The 18,490-nt window shown below is 71.2% G+C and carries 17 protein-coding genes; 5 read left to right on the top strand and 12 right to left on the bottom strand.

The window, feature by feature from the left end:
* Positions 1-87 precede the first annotated feature (87 nt).
* Positions 88-639, bottom strand: coding sequence for a GNAT family N-acetyltransferase (locus ABZV06_RS05215; protein ID WP_355233059.1), 552 nt, complete (start codon positions 637-639; stop codon positions 88-90).
* Between the two features lie 51 nt (positions 640-690).
* On the opposite strand from ABZV06_RS05215, the gene ABZV06_RS05210 reads away from it, so the two are divergent.
* Entirely contained in the window at positions 691-1,521 is an 831-nt protein-coding gene (locus tag ABZV06_RS05210) for a YhjD/YihY/BrkB family envelope integrity protein (protein ID WP_355233058.1), read from the top strand.
* Here the strand turns inward: ABZV06_RS05210 and ABZV06_RS05205 are convergent, their stop codons facing one another.
* The 4 genes from ABZV06_RS05205 to ABZV06_RS05190 are packed head-to-tail and all read right to left on the bottom strand — an operon-like array spanning position 1,522 to position 5,162.
* A complete protein-coding gene (locus ABZV06_RS05205) occupies positions 1,522-2,739 on the bottom strand; it encodes an ABC transporter permease (RefSeq protein WP_355233057.1) in 1,218 nt (405 codons plus the stop codon).
* A complete protein-coding gene (locus ABZV06_RS05200; protein ID WP_355233093.1) occupies positions 2,736-3,434 on the bottom strand; it encodes an ABC transporter ATP-binding protein in 699 nt (232 codons plus the stop codon). The genes ABZV06_RS05205 and ABZV06_RS05200 overlap by 4 nt, the downstream gene beginning before the upstream one ends.
* Before the next feature lie 44 nt (positions 3,435-3,478).
* On the bottom strand, positions 3,479-4,576 hold the full coding sequence (locus tag ABZV06_RS05195; protein ID WP_355233056.1) for an efflux RND transporter periplasmic adaptor subunit: 1,098 nt from the start codon (positions 4,574-4,576) through the stop codon (positions 3,479-3,481).
* The gene (locus ABZV06_RS05190; RefSeq protein WP_355233055.1) at positions 4,563-5,162 is read right to left on the bottom strand and encodes a hypothetical protein; all 600 of its coding nucleotides are present in this window, start codon (positions 5,160-5,162) and stop codon (positions 4,563-4,565) included. Before ABZV06_RS05190 ends, ABZV06_RS05195 begins: the two co-directional genes overlap by 14 nt.
* Before the next feature lie 112 nt (positions 5,163-5,274).
* Between ABZV06_RS05190 and ABZV06_RS05185 the strand changes: the two genes are divergently transcribed.
* From ABZV06_RS05185 to ABZV06_RS05175, 3 genes are all read left to right on the top strand, one after another.
* Positions 5,275-5,976 (top strand): response regulator transcription factor, encoded by a 702-nt coding sequence (locus tag ABZV06_RS05185; RefSeq protein WP_355233054.1) that lies wholly within the window; start codon positions 5,275-5,277, stop codon positions 5,974-5,976.
* Complete coding sequence (locus ABZV06_RS05180; RefSeq protein WP_355618788.1) at positions 5,966-7,795, top strand: HAMP domain-containing sensor histidine kinase; 1,830 nt, start codon at positions 5,966-5,968, stop codon at positions 7,793-7,795. The genes ABZV06_RS05185 and ABZV06_RS05180 overlap by 11 nt, the downstream gene beginning before the upstream one ends.
* A gap of 94 nt (positions 7,796-7,889) precedes the next feature.
* Positions 7,890-9,485, top strand: a complete 1,596-nt coding sequence (locus ABZV06_RS05175; RefSeq protein ID WP_355618785.1) for an NAD(P)/FAD-dependent oxidoreductase — start codon at positions 7,890-7,892, stop codon at positions 9,483-9,485.
* Positions 9,486-9,641: 156 nt separating this feature from the next.
* Here the strand turns inward: ABZV06_RS05175 and ABZV06_RS05170 are convergent, their stop codons facing one another.
* Positions 9,642-11,231, bottom strand: a complete 1,590-nt coding sequence (locus ABZV06_RS05170; RefSeq protein WP_355618782.1) for a Rieske 2Fe-2S domain-containing protein — start codon at positions 11,229-11,231, stop codon at positions 9,642-9,644.
* Between the two features lie 198 nt (positions 11,232-11,429).
* On the opposite strand from ABZV06_RS05170, the gene ABZV06_RS05165 reads away from it, so the two are divergent.
* The gene (locus ABZV06_RS05165; protein WP_234584241.1) at positions 11,430-11,654 is read left to right on the top strand and encodes a DUF2631 domain-containing protein; all 225 of its coding nucleotides are present in this window, start codon (positions 11,430-11,432) and stop codon (positions 11,652-11,654) included.
* 88 nt (positions 11,655-11,742) lie between these two features.
* Here the strand turns inward: ABZV06_RS05165 and ABZV06_RS05160 are convergent, their stop codons facing one another.
* The 6 genes from ABZV06_RS05160 to tsf all read right to left on the bottom strand — a co-directional run bounded on the left by ABZV06_RS05160 (position 11,743) and on the right by tsf (position 18,465).
* Positions 11,743-13,068 carry a DivIVA domain-containing protein gene (locus ABZV06_RS05160; protein ID WP_355618779.1) on the bottom strand — a complete coding sequence of 442 codons (1,326 nt, stop codon included), beginning with the start codon at positions 13,066-13,068 and terminating at the stop codon, positions 11,743-11,745.
* Positions 13,069-13,099: 31 nt separating this feature from the next.
* Entirely contained in the window at positions 13,100-14,257 is a 1,158-nt protein-coding gene (gene rlmN / locus ABZV06_RS05155; protein ID WP_355233049.1) for a 23S rRNA (adenine(2503)-C(2))-methyltransferase RlmN, read from the bottom strand.
* A 104-nt stretch (positions 14,258-14,361) separates the two neighbouring features.
* On the bottom strand, positions 14,362-15,657 hold the full coding sequence (locus ABZV06_RS05150) for a phosphatidate cytidylyltransferase (protein WP_355618776.1): 1,296 nt from the start codon (positions 15,655-15,657) through the stop codon (positions 14,362-14,364).
* 436 nt (positions 15,658-16,093) lie between these two features.
* The gene (gene frr / locus ABZV06_RS05145) at positions 16,094-16,651 is read right to left on the bottom strand and encodes a ribosome recycling factor (RefSeq protein WP_355233047.1); all 558 of its coding nucleotides are present in this window, start codon (positions 16,649-16,651) and stop codon (positions 16,094-16,096) included.
* 55 nt (positions 16,652-16,706) lie between these two features.
* Positions 16,707-17,474 carry a UMP kinase gene (gene pyrH, locus ABZV06_RS05140; protein WP_355233046.1) on the bottom strand — a complete coding sequence of 256 codons (768 nt, stop codon included), beginning with the start codon at positions 17,472-17,474 and terminating at the stop codon, positions 16,707-16,709.
* Between the two features lie 163 nt (positions 17,475-17,637).
* Entirely contained in the window at positions 17,638-18,465 is an 828-nt protein-coding gene (gene tsf, locus ABZV06_RS05135; protein ID WP_355233045.1) for a translation elongation factor Ts, read from the bottom strand.
* Positions 18,466-18,490: the final 25 nt, after the last annotated feature.

Raw genomic sequence — 18,490 nt, 5'->3', positions numbered from 1 at the left:
TTGGCCAAAGGTTACTGACGTGCTACGGGAGCGTCAACACTTCGACCCACGTGACTATTGATGGGCTTGCTCGCGAACCGGCGGGGGTCAGCCGCCCGGCGCGGTCAGGACGAACGTCTCCAACTGCTCGCCGCCGTACCAGTCCGTGCGCCGGCCCACGTGCGCCATGCCGAGTCGTCGGCAGACCGCCATCGACGGCTCGTTGCCCGGCGACACGACCGCGTAGATCTCCGGGGTACCGGTGGCGAACTCCCGGGCGAGAAGCGCCCGGGCCGCCTCGGTGGCGTAGCCACGCCCCCACGAGTCGGGGTGCAGGTGCCAGCCCACCTCGATGTCGTCGGTACGCCGTGTCTCGTCGCGCCCCGGCAGCGGCTTGAGCAGGATCGTTCCGGCCACCTGCCCGGTGTCGCGTACCTCGATCGCCCAGGTGCCGTACCGTCCCTGGTCGCCGGCGTGCCGGTCCCGCCACATCTGCAGCCGTTCGGCGGCCTGACCCGGCTCCACCATCGGCAGACCCGGTGCAACGCCCAACCAACGCGTGATCTCCGGGCGCGAGTAGATGTCGTAGATCCGGGCCAGGTCCGCCGGTTCGTCGGTCCAGTCGCGCAGGATGAGGCGTTCGGTGGTGACAACAGTCATGACCGGCGATCTTAAGGAGTGACCGCCCCGACGACAGGGAAGGAGAAGCCGATGGGCAACGGATGGCAGCGCGCGAAACGGATCATCAGTGCCGCGTTCCGTCCCGTGCGCGGGCGCGACCTGTCGCTGCACGCCGCCGCGATCACCTTCTACGGGGCGATCGCCGTGGTCCCGGTGGCGCTGCTGGCCCTCTGGCTCACCTCGCTGCTCGCGGGCGCCGATCGGGTACGCCGGCTCACCTCGTACGCCGTGGACGCCCTGCCGACGGCGATCGGCGCGCCCCGGGCGGTGGCCGCGCTCGTCGACGCCGGGGTGCAGTTGACCCCGCTGCTGGCGCTCGCCGCACTGCTGCCGGCGTCGCTCTACGGCGAGGGGCTGCGCCGGGCGTTCGTGTCGGTGGCGGCGCCGCGGAGCGACGAGCACCTGGTGGGCTGGCGGGGCCGGCTGCTGCTGCTGCCGCTGCTCGCGCCGGCTCCCGCCCTGCTCCTGTCGATCCTGCTGGCGTTGCCGCTCACCACCCGCCTGGTCCGTCAGGGTGGCTGGGTCGGAGTGCTGGGTGTGGTGCTCTCGTTCCTGGCGGTCTGGCTGGTGCTCACACCGGTGCTGGTGTGGGTGTTCCGGGTGGTCGGGCCGGCGTCGCCGGACTGGCTCTCCACCCTCGGGATCGGGTCGTTCACGGCCGCGAACCTGTCCGGGTTCCTGCACGGCTTCGTGCTGTTCGCGTCCCTGCCGCTGGACCTGGGCACACCGTTCGGGGGTTTCGACCCGATCGGCGCGGGCGTGGCGGTGCTCCTGTGGCTGTACCTGTTCCACGTGATCGTCCTGGCCGGTTACTCGGCGACCCTGGCCCTCTCCCGCTGGCGCGCCCAGCGGCAGCGCTGATCACGGGGCGGCGAGCGCTTCGGTGGGAGTGAGCCGGGCGGCCCGGATCGACGGGTAGACCCCCGCCGCCATCCCGACCAGCAGGGCACCGGCGATGCCGCCGGCCACCGACGTCATCGGGATCGTCGGCGGCCAGCCCTGGTAGCCGGCGTACCCGACCGTCGCAAGCACGCCGAGAACCGCGCCGGCGGCCCCGCCGAGCACGGACAGCAGCACCGACTCGGTGAGGAACTGCACCCGGATCTGGCCACGGTTCGCGCCGAGCGCCCGGCGCAGACCGATCTCCCGGCGGCGTTCCAGCACCGAGATGACCATGGTGTTGGCCACCCCGATCCCGCCGACCAGCAGCGCCACCGCGGCCAGACCGAGGAACAGCGCGGAGAACGTGTCCTCGGTGGCACGTTTCGCGGCGAGCGCGTCCGAGGGACGACTGACCTGGACCAGGCCGGGCAGCTGCGCGTTCAGGGTGGCCGGCAGCACGGCCCGGACGTCCTCCAACGCGTTCTCGCGGGCCCGCACGTACACCACTGTGGGATGCCCGTCGAAGCCGAGCAGGTCCCGGGCCGCGTCCCAGCCGACCAGCACCGACCGGTCCAGGTCGGGGGCGATGGGCAGCGGATCGAGTACGCCGATCACGGTGAACCACCGCTCGCCGATGAACACCTGCGGTGGCTGGGCCGGGTCCACGGTGGCGAACCCGAGCCGGCTCGCGGCCACGTAGCCGAGGACGACCGTCGGCAGCCGAGCCGTGCCGTCGTCGAGGAACCGGCCGGCGCGGACCCGGCCGTTGACGGTGTCCAGCAGGTCCGGTCGGGTCGCCAGGGTGCTGAGCCCCGAGGTGTCGTACCGGTCCATCATGTCGCTGCGGCGGACCATCACGTGGGTGTTCGCGACGGCGCTCACCGTCTCGACGGGCCCGATCCGCTGCACCATCGCGACGGAGTCCTCCGGCAGCAGCACGGGCGGGTCCTGATCCGGTACCGGTTCGGCGCGCAGCAGGTTGGTGCCGAGCGCGGAGAGCTGGTCCATGAGGTCGCGCTGGCTGGACGCGGGGATGCCCACCACGACGATCATCGTGGCGATGCCGATGGAGATGCCCAGGGCGGACAGGACCGCCCGCATCCGCCGGCTGGTCAGCCCGAGCAGACCGAGCCGGAGTACGTCCCCCGGGGCGAGCCTGGGCGGACGGCCGCCGGGTGCCGCTGTCGGTGTGCTCATGCGGGAGTCCTGTCACGGGTGTCGGAGACGATCCGCCCATCGCGGATGTCCACCTGTCGAGGGGTACGGGCGGCGAGATCCCGGTCGTGGGTGATGACGGCGATGGTCGTGCCCTCCGCGTGCAGACTCAGCAGCAGCGCCAGGACCGCCTCGCCGTTGGCGGTGTCCAGGGCCCCGGTCGGCTCGTCGGCCAGGACCAGCGCCGGTTCGTTGACAAGCGCCCGCGCTATCGCCACCCGCTGGCGTTCTCCGCCGGAGAGCTGGTGCGGCAGATGGTCGACCCGATGCGCCAGGCCGACCCGAGCCAACGCGTCGACGGCCGTACGGCGACGGCGACGACGGGGTACGCCGGCGTAGAGCAGCCCGGTGGCGACGTTCTCGGCGGCGTCGAGCCCGCCGACGAGGTGGAACTGCTGGAACACGAAGCCGAGCCACCGACCCCGTAGCGCCGAGAGCCGCCGGTCGGACAGGTCGGTGACCTCCTGCCCGGCGACGCGTACCCGCCCGCTGCTGGGCAGGTCGAGGGTGCCCATGATGTTCAGCAGGGTCGACTTGCCGGAACCGGACGGTCCGACGATGGCGAGCAGTTCTCCGGCGCAAACAGTCAGCGAGACGTCGTCCAGGGCGGTGACGCCACCCGGGTACGTCCGGCTCACCCCGTCGAGCTGCAGGACCGGTTCGGCGTACGCCGGGATCACCTCGGTCGGCGCGTTCCGGGCCGGGAACGGGATGACGGTGCTCACGCGGCGGTCACCACCGTGAGTCCCTCGGTGACGCCGTTACCGCTGACCTCGACCAGCCCCCGGGAGAACATCCCGGTCTCCACGGCCACCAGCCCACCCTCGGGCAGTTGCAGGGCGTGTCCGCCCTCGCGGAGCGCCACCAGCGCGCCGACCGGTACGGCCAGCACGCCCTTGCGGGTGCTCGTGGTGAACGTGACCCGGACCGACGCCGCGTCCAGCTTCGCCACGTCCGCCGCCTTGGTCGGTGTGACGAGGACGTTCACCTTCGGCGGGCTGGCCTGGCCACCCCCGGCGTCCGGGCCGCCGCCGTCGACGGTGTGCGAGATCGAGGCGACCCGGCCGGGACTCTCGGTCGTGTCGGGCAGCGTGATCGTGACCGTGGCACCCACCCGGATACTGCTGACCTCGGTCGCCTCCACCGCGACGGTCACCAGCTTGACCTTCTCGGTGACAGCCAGGAGTTCGCCGGCGGCGGGGTCACCGGTCACGGCCTTGACCGCGCTGATCCGGACCGGTCCCGGCAACACCGTGGCCCGCCCGACCTCGATCCGGCCGGTGGGTTGCAGGTCGAGCGCCTGCTGCCACTTCTTGATCGCGCCCACCAGGGTGTCGGTCAGCAGGGACTGCCCCGCGGGGATCTTCGTCCCGTCCTTGGCCCGGGTCGGCCGCGTGCCGGTCTGGTAGCCGAGCGCGGCCAGATTGTCCGACACGACGCGCACGTCGCTGCCCACGAGACCGGGCTTGTCGAGCGTGCGGAACAGCGGGACGCTGCCGAAGAGCACCGGTACCGGCTGGTCGTTGACCCAGTAGAGCGGCTTGCCCCGGGCCACCGTGTCACCGACCTTCGGCAGGCGGGTGACGACACCCTCGCCCGTGCCCTTGACCACGCGCTCCGGGCCGAACCCCAACGTGCCGTCGAGCGACCGGCTGTCCGACAGGTCGGTGCGGGTGACCGTCGTCGTCGTCAACGGCGGCGGGGCGCTCGCCGCGTCGTCCGCGCCGGCACGCCCCAGCGTCAGCACAGTGACGCCGGCGCCGGCGACGGCCAGCGTCACCGTCACCAGGGCCGCCATCGCCAGCTTATTTCTTGCCACGGAACGCCTCCATCGTGCATTCCTTGTCCGCCTTGTCGTACGCGGCGCCCACCAGACCGCCCGTCGCGTCCTCCACGTCGTCGTACGTCCAGCCGGAGCCGTCCGGCAGTGAGTGGATCTTCATGCCGCGCCCGCGCAGGCACTGCACGTAGTCGTTCCACTGGATCACGTAGTTCGGGTTCTTCTCCTCGTCCAGCTCGGGCGGCTGGAGGGGGAGCTTGTCCGCGCACGCCACGTACGCCGCCTTCGGCTCACCGCTCTGGTCGAGGGAGATGATGCCGCTTCCCTTGGGTGCCCCGGCCGAACGTTCCTTGTTCTCCTTGACCCCGTGGTCGCGCAGGCAGTAGTTGTACGTGTTCCAGAGCCGCTGCTTCTCGTCCTCGTTCATGTCCAGGCGCAACTGCGGGCGCCCGGCCGCCGCCGCAGCCGCAGCACTGGCGGACGCGCTCGGCGCGGCGGAGCCGGTGGCGAGGGAAGCGACGTCGGCCGTGCCCCCGGCGTCGGACTTCTCACCGCCGCAACCGGCGAGAACCGTGGCGAGGAGGGTGAGCGCCGCGAACCCGACGCGTCGTGGTGCGTTCGTCATGCCGGCAGCCTCACGGGAAGTTGTCAGAGACCTGTCAGGAACCGATGCTCATTCCGTAGCCCCAGGTCACGGGCAGCACCTGCGGGGGCCGGCGACCCGTACAGTCGCTGCCGTGACCGCGCGGGTGCTGATAGCCGAGGACGACGAGAAGCAGGCCGAACTGGTCCGCCGCTACCTGGAACGCGAGGGGCACACGGTCGTCGTCGTCGGCGACGGGCGGGCCGCCCTGGAGGAGGTTCGCCAGCACCCACCGGAGTTGCTGATCCTCGACGTGATGATGCCGAAGGTCGACGGCCTGGACGTGTGCCGCATCCTGCGGCGGGAGTCCGACCTGCCCGTGCTCATGCTGACCGCCCGCACGACCGAGGAAGACCTGTTGCTCGGCCTCGACCTCGGCGCCGACGACTACATGACGAAGCCGTACAGCCCTCGCGAGCTGGTGGCCCGGGTGCGGACACTGCTGCGCCGCAGCCAACGGGCGGCCCGCGCGGCCGATCCGGTGCTGCGGGTCGGCGCGCTGCACGTCGACCCGGTCCGCCACGAGGTACGCGCCGACGGACGACAGGTCGACTGCACGCCCGGCGAGTTCCAACTGCTCCAGGCGATGGCCGCCCAGCCGGGACGGGCGTTCACCCGGGACCAGCTCCTGGGCTACCTGCACGGTTTCGACAGGTACATCACCGGCCGGACCGTCGACGTCCACGTGATGAACCTGCGCCGCAAGATCGAGGCGAACCCGCGTCGACCCACCCGGCTGCTGACCGTGTACGGCGTCGGCTACAAACTCGTCGAGGAGAGCCACCATGCGGCGTGAGGTGCCGCTGCACCGAAGCCTGCTGCTCCGGCTGCTCGCGCTGGCCGTCCTCATCGCCGTGGGCTCGATCGCGGCCACCGCCTGGCTGGCCGTGCGCACCACGACCGGGGCGATCCGGCAGGAACAGGGGCAGGCCCTTGCCGACGATGCGCGCATCTACGACACCCTGGTCGGTTACGCGGCGACCCACCCGAGTTGGGACGGCGTCGACGCCACCCTCCGACCACTCGCCGAGCAGGTCGGCCGGCGCATCACCCTGACCACCGAGTCGGGTACGCCGCTCGCCGACTCGGCACCGCAGGCCGGCCCGCTGCCCACGAAGCCGTCCGCGACCATCGACGCGCTCGCCGTCGACACCGCCCTGACCCCGGGCCCCCCCGCAACCGTCGACGCCGGGCGTATCGACCCCCGCGCCGCCGGCCCGTACCTGCTACCGGCCAACGAGCGCCGGACGCTGCTCGACCGGGCGGACCAGGCCGTCCTGTGCCTGCGGGTGCGGGCGAGGATCGCGGCCGTGGCCGAGCAGGGGGCCACCGGCCGACCACGGATCGCCACCCCCGGCACCGACCCCAACGACTCCAGCTGCGGCCCGCTTCGCGAGGAGTTGGCGACCCCGACGGCCACCGAACGCAAGGCGCTGGCACAGCTCAACGCGCTGGTGAACACCTGCCTGGCCCGGCGCAAGGTCGCGCCCGTGAACGTCGACCTGGACTGGACCTGGACGACGCGGTCCGCCCCCGCGGCGAACAGCCGTCGGGACGTCATCGAGGTCGACCAGGACCAGAGCCAAGCGGTCAGCGCCTGCGTGGGCACCAGCCGGCGGGAGCAACTCCTCCCGTACGTCGCCCCGGCGGCGACCCTGTTCGTCAGCGACCCGGGCGGTCGCCCCACCACGACCTTCGACCTGTCCCGGGCCAACCAGGCCCGCATCGTGGCGGTCGCCGGACTCGTGCTGCTGGTGACCGTCGGCATCACCGTTCTGGCCGGTGTCCGGCTGACCCGGCCGCTGCACGCGCTGACCGGCGCCGCCCAGCGGATGCGCGACGGTGACGGTGCCGCCCGCGTCCGCGTCACCGGCCGCGACGAGATCGCCCGGCTGGCCGAGGCGTTCAACGACATGTCCGAGCGGCGCGAACACCTCGAACAGCTCCGCCGCGCCATGGTCAGCGACATCGCCCACGAGCTACGGACGCCGGTCACCACCATCCGGGGTTGGCTGGAGGCCGCCGAGGACGGCGTCGCCCCGATGGACCGGAGGTTGGTGTCCTCGCTGCTGGAGGAGGCGACACTGCTGCAACACGTGATCGCCGATCTCCAGGACCTCGCCGAGGCGGACGCGGGCGCGCTGCGGCTGCACCCCGAGACGGTCTACCTCGCCGACCTGCTGGGTCAGGTCGCGGAGGCGTACCGCGTCCAGGCCGGTCGCGCCGGCGTCGCGCTCGCGCTGCGGGTCGACGACGACCCGCAGGTGTACGCGGACCCGGTGCGGCTGCGTCAGGCCGTCGGCAACCTGGTCGGCAACGCGGTACGCCACACACCGGCCGGCGGCAGCGTCACGATCAGCGCCCAGGCGGCCGACGGCAAGGTGCTGATCGCCGTCGCCGACACGGGCAGCGGCATCAGCCCCGAGCATCTGCCCCGGGTGTTCGACCGCTTCTGGCGGGCGGAGAGGTCCCGCAGCAGGCAGACCGGCGGTAGCGGCCTGGGCCTGGCGATAGTCCGCAAACTGGTAGAGGCCCACCAGGGCACGGTCCACGTCCAGAGCCAACCCACAAAGGGATCGACCTTCACCGTCCGCCTCCCCACCCACCCCCGGTGAGCAAGAGGTTCGCGTCATCCGGGCAGCGTTTCCTGGCGCGAACCTCTTGATCAACGGGTCACAGGGGGCGGTGGGGGGACTAGGCTGCGGCGGCATGAGTGGTGAGATTCCGGCTCGGGCCGATGTCGTGATCGTCGGTGCCGGGCACAACGGTCTGGTCTCCGCAGTCCTGCTGGCCCGCGCCGGCCTGGACGTCCTCGTGCTGGAAGCCGCCGACGTGATCGGCGGCGCGACCCGCACCGAGAACCCGTTTCCGAAGGTGCCCGGGCTGCGCCACTCCACCGGGTCGTACCTGCTCGGGCTCATGCCACCCGAACTGCTCGCCACGCTCGACGTACGCATCCCGGTGCTGCGCCGCGACCCGCACTACTTCCTGCCCACGCCGGGTGGCCTCGGCTCGCCGTACCTGCTCTTCGGCAGTGACACCGCCGCCACCCGGGCGCAGCTCGCCGAATTCTTCTCTCCCGCCGACGTGGCCGCCGACGACGCCATGCAGGCCGAGCTGGCCGCGCTGCGCGACGACCTCGCTCCCGCCTGGCTGGCCGAGCCCCTGACCGCTGAGGAGACCGCGGAACGGCACGTCCGCCCGGCGCTGCGGCAGATCTTCGTCGACCTCGTGCGGGGGTCCGTCGCCGACTACCTGGCCCGCTTCGAGTTCCGCTCCGAACTGCTGGTCAGCATGTACGCCGTCACCGACGGCCTCTCCGGCCTCAACGCCGGCCCGGACGACCCGGGAACGGGTCACAACTTCCTGGTGCACAACATGTGCAGACTGCCGGGATCGGGCGGCACCTGGATGATCGCCGAGGGCGGCATGGGCACCGTCTCACGGACGTTCGCCGACGCCGCACGCGCCGCCGGAGCCACCATCACAACGGGTACGCCGGTCAGCGCGGTGACCCTCGACGGCGGCGCGGCCAGCGGTGTCGTACTCGCCGACGGTCGGCAGGTCGCAGCGCGGGTGGTGCTCGGCGCGTGTGACCCGTACACCCTGATGGAGCTGTTGCCCGACGGCGCGCTCCCGGCGCGACTCGGCGCACGGATGGCGGCGGTCCGCCGGCCCGGCACCACCCTCAAGCTCAACCTGGCGCTCAGCGGCCTGCCGCGCTTCTCCTGCCTGCCGCCCGACGCGCCGAGCCCGTTCGGGTCGACCATCCACCTGCTGCCCGGCTCCGCGTCGCTGGTCGGCGGCGACACCACCTCGCCGATGACCGCGCTACGCGCGATGTGGGCGGACGTGCAGGCCGGACGGCTGCCCGCGGAGCCGACCATCGAGTGGTACCTGCACACCACGGTCGACCCGTCGCTCTCCGACGCCGCCGGCCACCACTCGTCGGCGCTGTTCGTGCAGTCGGTCCCCTACGAGCTGACCGGCACCACCTGGGACGCGGAACTGCCCGGCTACGTCGACCGGCTCGTCGAGATCGTCGAACGGTACGCCCCCGGCACCGCCGACCTGATCGCCGACGCGGTGCCGCTGCCTCCACCGGGCATCGAGGCGCACTTCGGCATCAGCGGTGGCCACATCCACCACGTCGACAACACCGTCTCGTTCACCGACCGGATGCCGTACTCCACCGGCGTCGACGGCGTGTACGCGGGCAGCGCCGGCTGCCACCCGGCCGGTAGCGTCATCGGCGCCGCCGGCCACAACGCCGCCCGACGGATCCTCGCGGACCTGGGTAGTTGAGGCGTCCTCGGCCCGGTGCACGTACGGCCGCAGGTCAACCGCTCTCGGTGGCACGTCGCGCGCACCCCTCCCGCGATCTTGCACTTTCGGTCGCCGTTCTGGAGCGATTGCGGGGCTTTGCCCCCACGGAAAGTGCAAGATCGCGGGCGGAAGAGGTCAGGTTAGGGCCTCCCCGGCCGGGGCCGGGGTCTCCGCGTCGACCCGGTGGGCGCGGACCTTGTGGCCGACGCTGGTCAGGCAGCGGCCGCTGGGCAGGTCGAAGCGCCAGCCGTGCAGCTGGCACGTGAGCTGGTCACCCTCGACGATGCCGAAGCGGGTCAGGTCCGCCTTCAGGTGCGGGCAACGGCGCTGCACCACCCAGTCGCCCAACGTGATGTCCTCGGCGTCGGTGGAACGCTCGTGCTCGTCGTACCAGCCCTCGGCGTACTGGAGGCGCTCCTCGGAGAGGCACTTGAAGAACGCGTAGACGAACTCGTTGTACTGGCCGATCCGGGCCGCCGAGAACCGGCAGGAGAGAAAGAGCGAGTTGACCCAGTCCACCTCGTCGATGAAGAGCAGGTGTTCGATCAGCGACCGTTCGGTCCGGAAGCGGTAGCGAACCTTCTCGTCCGCGTACGGCCGGACCTCCTTACCCGGGAAGTCCACGACGATGGATTCGAGGGTCTCCCCGCCTGAGCTGTCGGTGCCGACCAGGTCGAAGCGGACCGGGCCGCCGACCCCCTTGGCCAGATAGATCGACTCGTCGAGCAGCGGCTCGATCCGACGCTTCATCTCGCCGAGGACGTCCACCTCGGGGTGCCGCCAGGACGCCTTCTCCGCCTCGATGACCGGGCGCTTGCGCTCCCGCATCTCCTCCAGGTGGGCGACCTTGTTCGCGAAGAACTCCTCCACCGGCACCGGGTGGGTGGTGCTCGCGCCCTCGGTGGTGACCTCGGCGACGCTGCCCGGCAGCAGCACGATCCCGTTGGTGCCGCCGACCTTCGCGTACTCCGACAGGAAGACGGACTGGTCGGGGAAGATGTTGCCCTCGTCGCCGTGGATGTCGTTGAACTGCCACAGCTCGTCGTCGAGGAAGCAGGGCGGGCCGGCGATCGGGAAGACGTGGTCGGCCTTCAGGTCGTCGATGTAGCGCCACGTCCGGTCGAACTGCCGGTCACGCTTCTGCTTGCCGAACGCGGTCTTCGCCGCCTGCGGCAGCTCGTAGACCATCGGGTACCAGATCGCGCCGGAGAACTGGAGCAGGTGCGCGTGCACGTGCCCCAGCTCGGCGAACACGCTGAGGTCGGTCGGGCGGGCGTCGTTCTGGTTGAGCAGCCGCACACCGTCGTACTCGACCCAGAGCGAGGAGTCGCCGATCGGGCCGTCGGTGGGGCTGGTCAGCGCCTGGATCATGATCTTCAGGCCGCCGTCCAACTCGACGACCTGCTCGTTCGGGGCCTTGAGGAACTTCGTGAAACCCAGCGCCCGGAACTCGTCCTCCATCTCCGAGGTGGGGAACTCGGGGAGCAGGACGGTGGCGTCCTTGGAGATGTGGTCCCGCAGGTGCTTCGCGTCGAAGTGGTCCCGGTGCAGGTGGGAGACGTACAGGTAGTCGACCTGACCCAGGGTCTCCCAGTCGAGCAGGGAATTGTCCGGGAAGGGGAACCACGAGGCGAAGTAGGCCGGGTTGACCCACGGGTCGCACAGGATGCTGCCCGCGGCCGTGTCGATCCGCATGCTGGCGTGCCCGGTTCCGGTCACTCGCACCGCACAGTCCCCCTCAAACAGACAATCAGGTGTACGCCAAACGCTACCGGAGGGAGTCTGACCGCCACCCCGCGACGCCCGTAGTGCCGTCCGGCCTGGGCGGGCAGGGCCGAAGGGCCGGTAAACCCCCACCGCACCGCCCCGCGCGGGAGGCGTGCCAGACTAACCAAAGATCCGATCGCGAGGGAAGGACCGACAGTGGCAGGAAGCGAGCCGGTAACGTCGCCGGACCAGCACAAGCCCGGGCACCGCAAGTCGGGGCGCATCGGCGCCGTGCTGTCCGCGCTGGCGCTGGTCGTCATGGCGTTCTGCGGCAACCACGAAGGCAGGGTCGAGGACATCTGGCTGATCGGCCTCGCCGCGCTGCTGCTGGTCATCGTGATCGGCGATGCCGTACTGCGGCGCAACGGCCTGCGCTCCTGAATCGACCGGCCGCCGGGCGACCGGCCAGGACACAACGAGGGCCCACCCCCACCCGGGGACGGGCCCTCGTTTCGTGTACGCGTCGGGCTCAGCGCCCGAACAGGATGTCCTGTATGTCCTTGAGCGCGGCGTCGACCTCGGCCTCGAAGTAGCCGCCGGGCACCAGGCCGAACCGGAGCGTGTCCAGGTCCTTCGGGTCGACCGGCATCGGGTTGCGCCGCTGCATGCCGCCGAGCAGGGAATCGAAGAACTGGTCCACCTGGTCCGGGTCGTACCCACTGCCGAACCGACGTACCTGGAACCTACGACGGATCTGGTCGACCCGGTACAGGTCGCTGCCGGGCGGGCCGGCCATCGGCGGGCCACCCATCGGCGGACCGGCCACGGCGGGCGGGCCTGCCATCGGCGGACCACCGATGCCCTGCTGCGGCATCGGGGGCGGGCCGGCCGGGCCACGACGCAGGTCACGCAGGTCACGCTCGGGCATCCGGATCTCGGCCGTCATGTCGGCGCGAGCACGTCGACCGGCCTCGAAGCCGTCGAAGCGGGGCTCCTCCGGAGGCGGGTAGCCGCCCGGCGTCCGCGGGCCGTCGGGCGGGCCGTACCCGCCGGGCGTGCGCTGGTCATCCGGCGGACCGTAACCGCCGGGCCTGCGCTGGTCATCCGGCGGACCGTAGCCACCCGGCATGCGCTGATCATCCGGCGGACCGTAGCCACCCGGCATGCGCTGATCATCCGGCGGACCGTAGCCACCCGGCATGCGCTGATCATCCGGCGGACCGTAACCGCCCGGCATGCGCTGATCATCCGGCGGACCGTAGCCACCCGGGCCGGCCGGCAGGCCACGCGGCGGAAGGCCGTGTCCGCCCATCGGCCCGCCGGGCCCCATCTGGCCGGGACCACCCGGGCCCGGGCCGGGGCCACCGGGGCCGGGGCCGCGCTGCGCGTCGTAGCCGCCTCGAGGGGCGTCGTACCCGCCGGCGAAGGCACCTGTGGGCTCGTCGTACCGGCCGTAACGGTCGGCTGGCGGGCCGGCCTGGGCGGGCATCGGCCGGGGCGGCATCGGCTGCGGAACCATGCCGCCACGGTCGTCGCGCATCGGCGGACCCATCCGGTCCGGAGGGCCCATCCGGTCACCCATCCGAGGATCGCCGCCGCGGCCGGCGCTGTTGCGCTCCTCCAACTCGGCCAGCTGTCGCTCGACCCGGTCCAGGTGCAGGTCGACCTGCCACTCGTCGTAGCCGTTGAACCGCACCCGGAAGACGACGTCGTGGACCTCCTGGGAAGCCACGGGCGCGCCGACCTGCCGGCCGTCGAGCGTCGCCTCGACCCGGTCGAGGAAGGCATCCACCTCGTCGACCTTGTATCCCCGGCGAACCGCCTTGCGCCGGAAACGCTGACCCTGACTCGCCACTATGTCTCCTGGTGTCGTTCGCCACGCCCGGTCACGCCGGTGCCTCTCCGGCGCGGTCGGTGAAGGTGTCGGTGTCCTCGGCGGCGGCGAGCTGGCCACACGCGCCGTCGATCTCGCGACCCCGGGTGTCCCGTACGGTGGTGGAGACTCCCGCATCGCGCAAGCGCCGGACGAACTCCCGCTCGACCGGCTTCGGGCTCGCGTCCCAGCGGCTGCCCGGCGTCGGATTGAGCGGGATGAGATTCACATGTGTCAACTTGCCGGCCAACAGCCGCCCGAGCAGGTCAGCTCGCCACGGCTGGTCGTTCACGTCCTTGATCATTGCGTACTCGATGGACACGCGACGGCCCGTCCGGGCGGCATAGTCCCACGCTGCGTCCAGCACCTCGGCTACCTTCCAGCGCTGGTTTACCGGCACGAGTTCATCGCGCAGATCATCATCGGGCGCGTGCAACGACAACGCAAGGGTCACAGAGAGGTCTTCGCTGGCCAGTCGGCGGATGGCCGGAACCAGGCCGACCGTGGAAACGGTGATGTGCCGCTGGGAGAGGCCCAGCCCCTCGGGGGCGGGGCTGACCAGTCGACGGATCGCCGCGATGACCCGGTTGTAGTTGGCCAGCGGTTCGCCCATGCCCATGAACACGACGTGTGACAGGCGCGGCGGTGAACCGGCGACGGCGCCGGAGGCCGCCACCCCCGCCAGGTAGACCGCCTGGTCGACGATCTCGGCCGTGGACAGGTTGCGGGTCAGCCCGGCCTGGCCGGTGGCGCAGAACGGGCAGGCCATGCCGCAGCCCGCCTGGCTGGAGATGCAGACCGTGACCCGGTCCGGGTAGCCCATCAGCACGCTCTCCACCAACGCGCCGTCGTGCAGCTTCCAGAGCGCCTTGCGGGTCGCGCCGTCGTCGCAGGCCAGCTCGCGCACCGGGGTGAGCAGCGTGGGCAGCAACTCGTCGGCCAGCCGCGCACGGGTCGCGGCGGGCAGATCGGTCATCGCCTGCGGGTCGCGTACCAGCCGCCCGAAGTAGTGGTTGGAGATCTGCTTGGCGCGGAACTGGGGCTCACCCAGCCCGGCGACCAGCGCCTGGCGGCCGGCCAGGTCCAGGTCGGCCAGGTGTTGCGGCGGCATGGAGGCCCGGCGTGCGGTCGGGGCGTCCGAGATGGCGGGGATCAGCGGCAGACTCGTCATGGCTGGTCCAGTGTGTCACGCCTCCGGTGGTCGGCACCTGTCCGGAGGTGTCGAACCGGCCCCCGCCGTGGGTCGGCACTGCTCGGGCCATGGTGTTGCATGCCTCACCCCGCCACCGGCACGAAGATCACCAGCAACAGGTACGCGGTGGGCACGGCGAACAGGATCGAGTCCAGCCGGTCCATCAGGCCACCGTGCCCGGGCAGCAGGTTGCTCATGTCCTTGATCCCGAGGTCCCGCTTGATCATCGACTCGGCGAGGTCGCCGAGGACCGCCGCGCAGGAGATGGCCACCCCGAACACCGCCCCCCACCAGGGAGCCAGATCGAACATCAACCACAACAGCAGGGCACTTCCCAGAGCCGCCGCGGTGACCGAGCCGGCGAAACCCTCCCAGGACTTCTTCGGGCTGATCGACGGCGCCATCGGGTGCCGGCCGAAGCGGACACCGGCCGCGTACCCACCGGTGTCGGAGAGGACCACCGCGATCAGCGTGGCCAGGATGCGCAGCCGGCCGTCGTCGGGCGCCGCCGCCAGCATCGCCGCGAAACCGGCGAGGAACGGCACGTAGACAGCGATCAGGGTGGCGGCGGTGAGATCCCGTTGGAAGCCGGCCGGGCCGTCACCCAACCGCCAGATCATCGTGCCGAGCACCGTCACCAGCAACCCGAGGCTGAGCGCGTCCGGGCCCGCGAACCAGGCCAGACCCACGGTCAGGACACCACCGGCGATCAGCGGCACCAGTGGCGGGTGGGCGCCGCTGCGGCGCACCGCCCGGGCCATCTCCCAGATCCCGATGGCGACGGCGACGGCGATCACCGGCAGGAACGCCGGCGGGTACACGGCCAGCGGCACCACGATCAGCGCGCCGAGGGCGAGGCCCACACCGATGGCCGCCGGCAGGTTGCGACCGGCCCGCCCGGTACCCACCTGCTGGGTCGCCGGTCGGTCGATGCTGGCCCTACGGCGGCCCTTCGGCCGCCGACCCGTCGGCGGCTCCGGGTCGTCCACCGGCTCGTCGTCCGGCAGGATCTCGGCGCCGATGGGCGCGAGCTGCGCAGTCGGGTAACCGGCATCGTCGTCGTAGCGCGGCGCGGCGTCGCGATCGTCGTAGCGCGGAGCGACATCGCGGTCGTCGTAGCGGTCGCGGTCGTCGTAGCGGTCGTCGTAGCGGTCGCGGTCGCCCGGGCGGACGGTACGGCCCCGCTCGTCGTACGGGTCCACTGGCTGCGGCTCGGCGTACGCCCGGGCGCGAGGCTCGGCGTACAGCTCAGGCCCGACGGCCGGACGGCGGCTCCACTGGCCGGCCTCCAACTCCTGCTCGGGCCAGGGCAGGGCGACCGGGTGTTCCGGCCGGTCCCAGCCGCGCGGCTCGCCACTGTAGGGGTCGGGGTGGGACATCACGCACCGTGTTGGAGCGCGAGTGCCACCACATGACGCAAGACCACAAGCATCCCCTACAAGCGCGACTGTGTTCCTCGGGCCCGACCGCCGCGACGGTCGGTGGATCCCCGGTGTGCACCACCCGGTGGCCGGGAATCCTGCCGAGCCTACTGCACACGCCGCCGGGGCGAGGCGGACGATGGCCCGGCCCCTTCGGCGTACCTGTCCGGGAGCCGACCCCCTCGTGCGCGCCCTTTGCACTGCTTCAGCGGAGGCGACAGTCGATGTCCGGATACCGGACACGAGGTGTTGCCCCGGTTGAAGCAGAGCAAAGCGCCGAGACGAGGTGGGCTGCCCCGCCACGCGCTGGCTCAGCGCGACGCGACCGACCGGGAAAGGGGGCGAGGCCCGCCCCGCTGATCGGGTCGGGCCTCGTCGTGGTGAGCGGTGGCGGTCAGACCTCCAGCAGCTCGGTCTCCTTGTGCTTGACCAGGTCGTCGATGCTGGCGACGTAGCGCTGCGTCAGGTCGTCGAGTTCCTTCTCGGCGCGGCGGCCGTCGTCCTCGCCGGCCTCGCCGTCCTTGACGATCCGGTCCAGCTCCTCCTTGGCGCGGCGGCGGACGTTCCGGATGGCCACCTTGGCCTCCTCGCCCTTGTGCCGAACCACCTTGATCATGTCGCGGCGACGCTCCTCGGTCATCTGCGGGAGCAGGATGCGCAACTGGTTGCCCTCGTTGTTCGGGTTGACCCCGAGGTCCGAGTCGCGGATCGCCTTCTCCATCGCGTTGATCTGCGAGTTGTCGTAAGGCTTGATGATGGCCATCCGCGGCTCGGGGACCGCGATGGACGCCATCTGGGTCAACGGCGTCGGAGTGCCGTAGTAGTCGATGATGACCTTGGAGAACATGGCGGCGTTGGCGCGACCGGTACGGATCGCGCCGAACTCCTCCTTGGCGTGCTCAACCGCACGCTCCATCTTCTCCTCGGCCTCGAGGAGGGTGTCGTCGATCACCGGTCTCCTCGCCTCCTTCTGTGCTCGTGGTGGGCTCTGCTGAAAGTCGTCCGGCTCACGCGGTGATCAGGGTGCCGATCTTCTCGCCACCCACCGCGCGGATGATGGTGTCGTCACCCTGCGCACCGAAGACCAGCATCGGCAGGCCGTTCTCCATGCAGAGACTGAACGCCGCCGCGTCGGCCACCCGCAGGTTGCGGCGCAGCACCTCGGAGAAGGTGATCGAGTCGAGCTTGCTGGCGGTGGGGTCGATCCGCGGGTCGGCGGTGTAGACGCCGTCGACGCCGTTCTTGCTCATGAGCACCACGTCGGCCCGGATCTCCAGCGCCCGCTGCGCGGCCACCGTGTCGGTGGAGAAGTACGGCATGCCGGCGCCGGCGCCGAAGATGACCACGCGGCCCTTCTCCAGGTGCCGGATCGCCCGCAGCGGAATGTAGGGCTCGGCGACCTGGGCCATCGTGATGGCGCTCTGCACCCGCGTCTCGATGCCCTCCTTCTCCAGGAAGTCCTGCAACGCGAGGCAGTTCATCACGGTGCCGAGCATGCCCATGTAGTCGGCGCGCGCGCGGTCCATGCCGCGCTTCTGCAGCTCCGCGCCGCGGAAGAAGTTCCCCCCGCCGACAACCACCGAGACCTGCACGCCGCGGCGGACCACGGTGGCGATCTGGCGGGCGATGGCCTGTACGACGTCCGGGTCGACGCCGATCGCGCCGCCACCGAACACCTCACCGGAGAGCTTCAGCACCACCCGGCGGGCCCGCCCGGGCGGCGGTGCCGTCGGATCGTCCATCGCCAGAGTCCGGTCACTCACAACCTGCGTCATCCGCCCCGCCTTCCCCACGCGCACGCCCTCGGGCGACGCGATACCGCGAACCTGCCGCTGCCGACCCTATGTGACGAGGAGGCCGCGGTGCCTGTCACGTACACCGGCGGCCTCCTCGTCGACGTCTTGCGCCCACGGGCGCGCGCGGCGCCCGGGTGGCGGCTCAGGCCTGGCCGACCTCGAACCGCACGAAGCTGGTGACCTCGATGCCGGCCTCGGCCAGCACCTGCTTCACCGACTTCTTGTTGTCGGCAACCGACGCCTGCTCGACGAGGACGTAGTCCTTGAAGAAGGCGTTCACCCGACCGTCGACGATCTTCGGCAGCGCCGCCGCGGGCTTGTTCTCCTCGCGGGCGGTCTGCTCGGCGATGCGCCGCTCGGACTCGACGACCTCGGCCGGAACCTCGTCCCGGCTGAGGTACTTCGGCCGCATCGCGGCGATCTGCATCGCGACGCCGCGGGCGTCGGCGTCGCCCGCCTCGTCGGACTTGCCGGTGTACGACACCAGCACGCCGACGGCCGGCGGCAGGTCCTGCGCCTTGCGGTGCAGGTAGACCGCGGTGGTGCCCTCGACCTTGGCGAAGCGGTTGAGGACCAGCTTCTCGCCGATCTTGGCGGACTGCTCCTGGATCAGGTCCGCGACGACCTTGCCGTCGAGCTCGCTGGCGAGCAGCTCCTCGGCGTTGTTCACGCCGGAACGCTCACCGTGCTCGACCAGCTGCTGGGCCAGCGCGATGAACGACTCGGTCTTGGCGACGAAGTCGGTCTCGCAGTTGACCTCGAGCAGCGCCTTGCCGGAGTGTGCGACCAGACCGTTGGCGGCCGTACGGCCAGCCCGCTTGCCGACGTCCTTCGCGCCCTTGACGCGCAGGATCTCGACGGCCTTGTCGAAGTCGCCCTCGGCCTCGGTCAACGCCTTCTTGCTGTCCATCATGCCGGCGCCGGTGAGGTCGCGGAGCTTCTTGACGTCCGCGGCGGTGATTTGGGACATGGCTCTCTCTTCGATGTTGAGTCGG

This window comes from Micromonospora sp. NPDC005172 (assembly GCF_040608555.1).
In the GTDB taxonomy this organism is placed as follows: domain Bacteria; phylum Actinomycetota; class Actinomycetes; order Mycobacteriales; family Micromonosporaceae; genus Micromonospora.
This window is presented reverse-complemented; position numbering and strand designations above follow the sequence as displayed.

What these genes read in the sequence shown, in the direction of transcription:
- ABZV06_RS05180 (WP_355618788.1), top strand. Translation starts at nt 5,966, where the DNA reads ATGCGGCGTGAGGTGCCGCTGCACCGAAGCCTGCTGCTCCGGCTGCTC.
- rlmN (WP_355233049.1), bottom strand. Translation starts at nt 14,257, where the DNA reads ATGACGAGTCTGCCGCTGATCCCCGCCATCTCGGACGCCCCGACCGCA.
- ABZV06_RS05190 (WP_355233055.1), bottom strand. Translation starts at nt 5,162, where the DNA reads ATGACGAACGCACCACGACGCGTCGGGTTCGCGGCGCTCACCCTCCTC.
- tsf (WP_355233045.1), bottom strand. Translation starts at nt 18,465, where the DNA reads ATGTCCCAAATCACCGCCGCGGACGTCAAGAAGCTCCGCGACCTCACC.
- ABZV06_RS05175 (WP_355618785.1), top strand. Translation starts at nt 7,890, where the DNA reads ATGAGTGGTGAGATTCCGGCTCGGGCCGATGTCGTGATCGTCGGTGCC.
- ABZV06_RS05205 (WP_355233057.1), bottom strand. Translation starts at nt 2,739, where the DNA reads ATGAGCACACCGACAGCGGCACCCGGCGGCCGTCCGCCCAGGCTCGCC.
- ABZV06_RS05215 (WP_355233059.1), bottom strand. Translation starts at nt 639, where the DNA reads ATGACTGTTGTCACCACCGAACGCCTCATCCTGCGCGACTGGACCGAC.
- ABZV06_RS05150 (WP_355618776.1), bottom strand. Translation starts at nt 15,657, where the DNA reads ATGTCCCACCCCGACCCCTACAGTGGCGAGCCGCGCGGCTGGGACCGG.
- ABZV06_RS05210 (WP_355233058.1), top strand. Translation starts at nt 691, where the DNA reads ATGGGCAACGGATGGCAGCGCGCGAAACGGATCATCAGTGCCGCGTTC.
- pyrH (WP_355233046.1), bottom strand. Translation starts at nt 17,474, where the DNA reads ATGACGCAGGTTGTGAGTGACCGGACTCTGGCGATGGACGATCCGACG.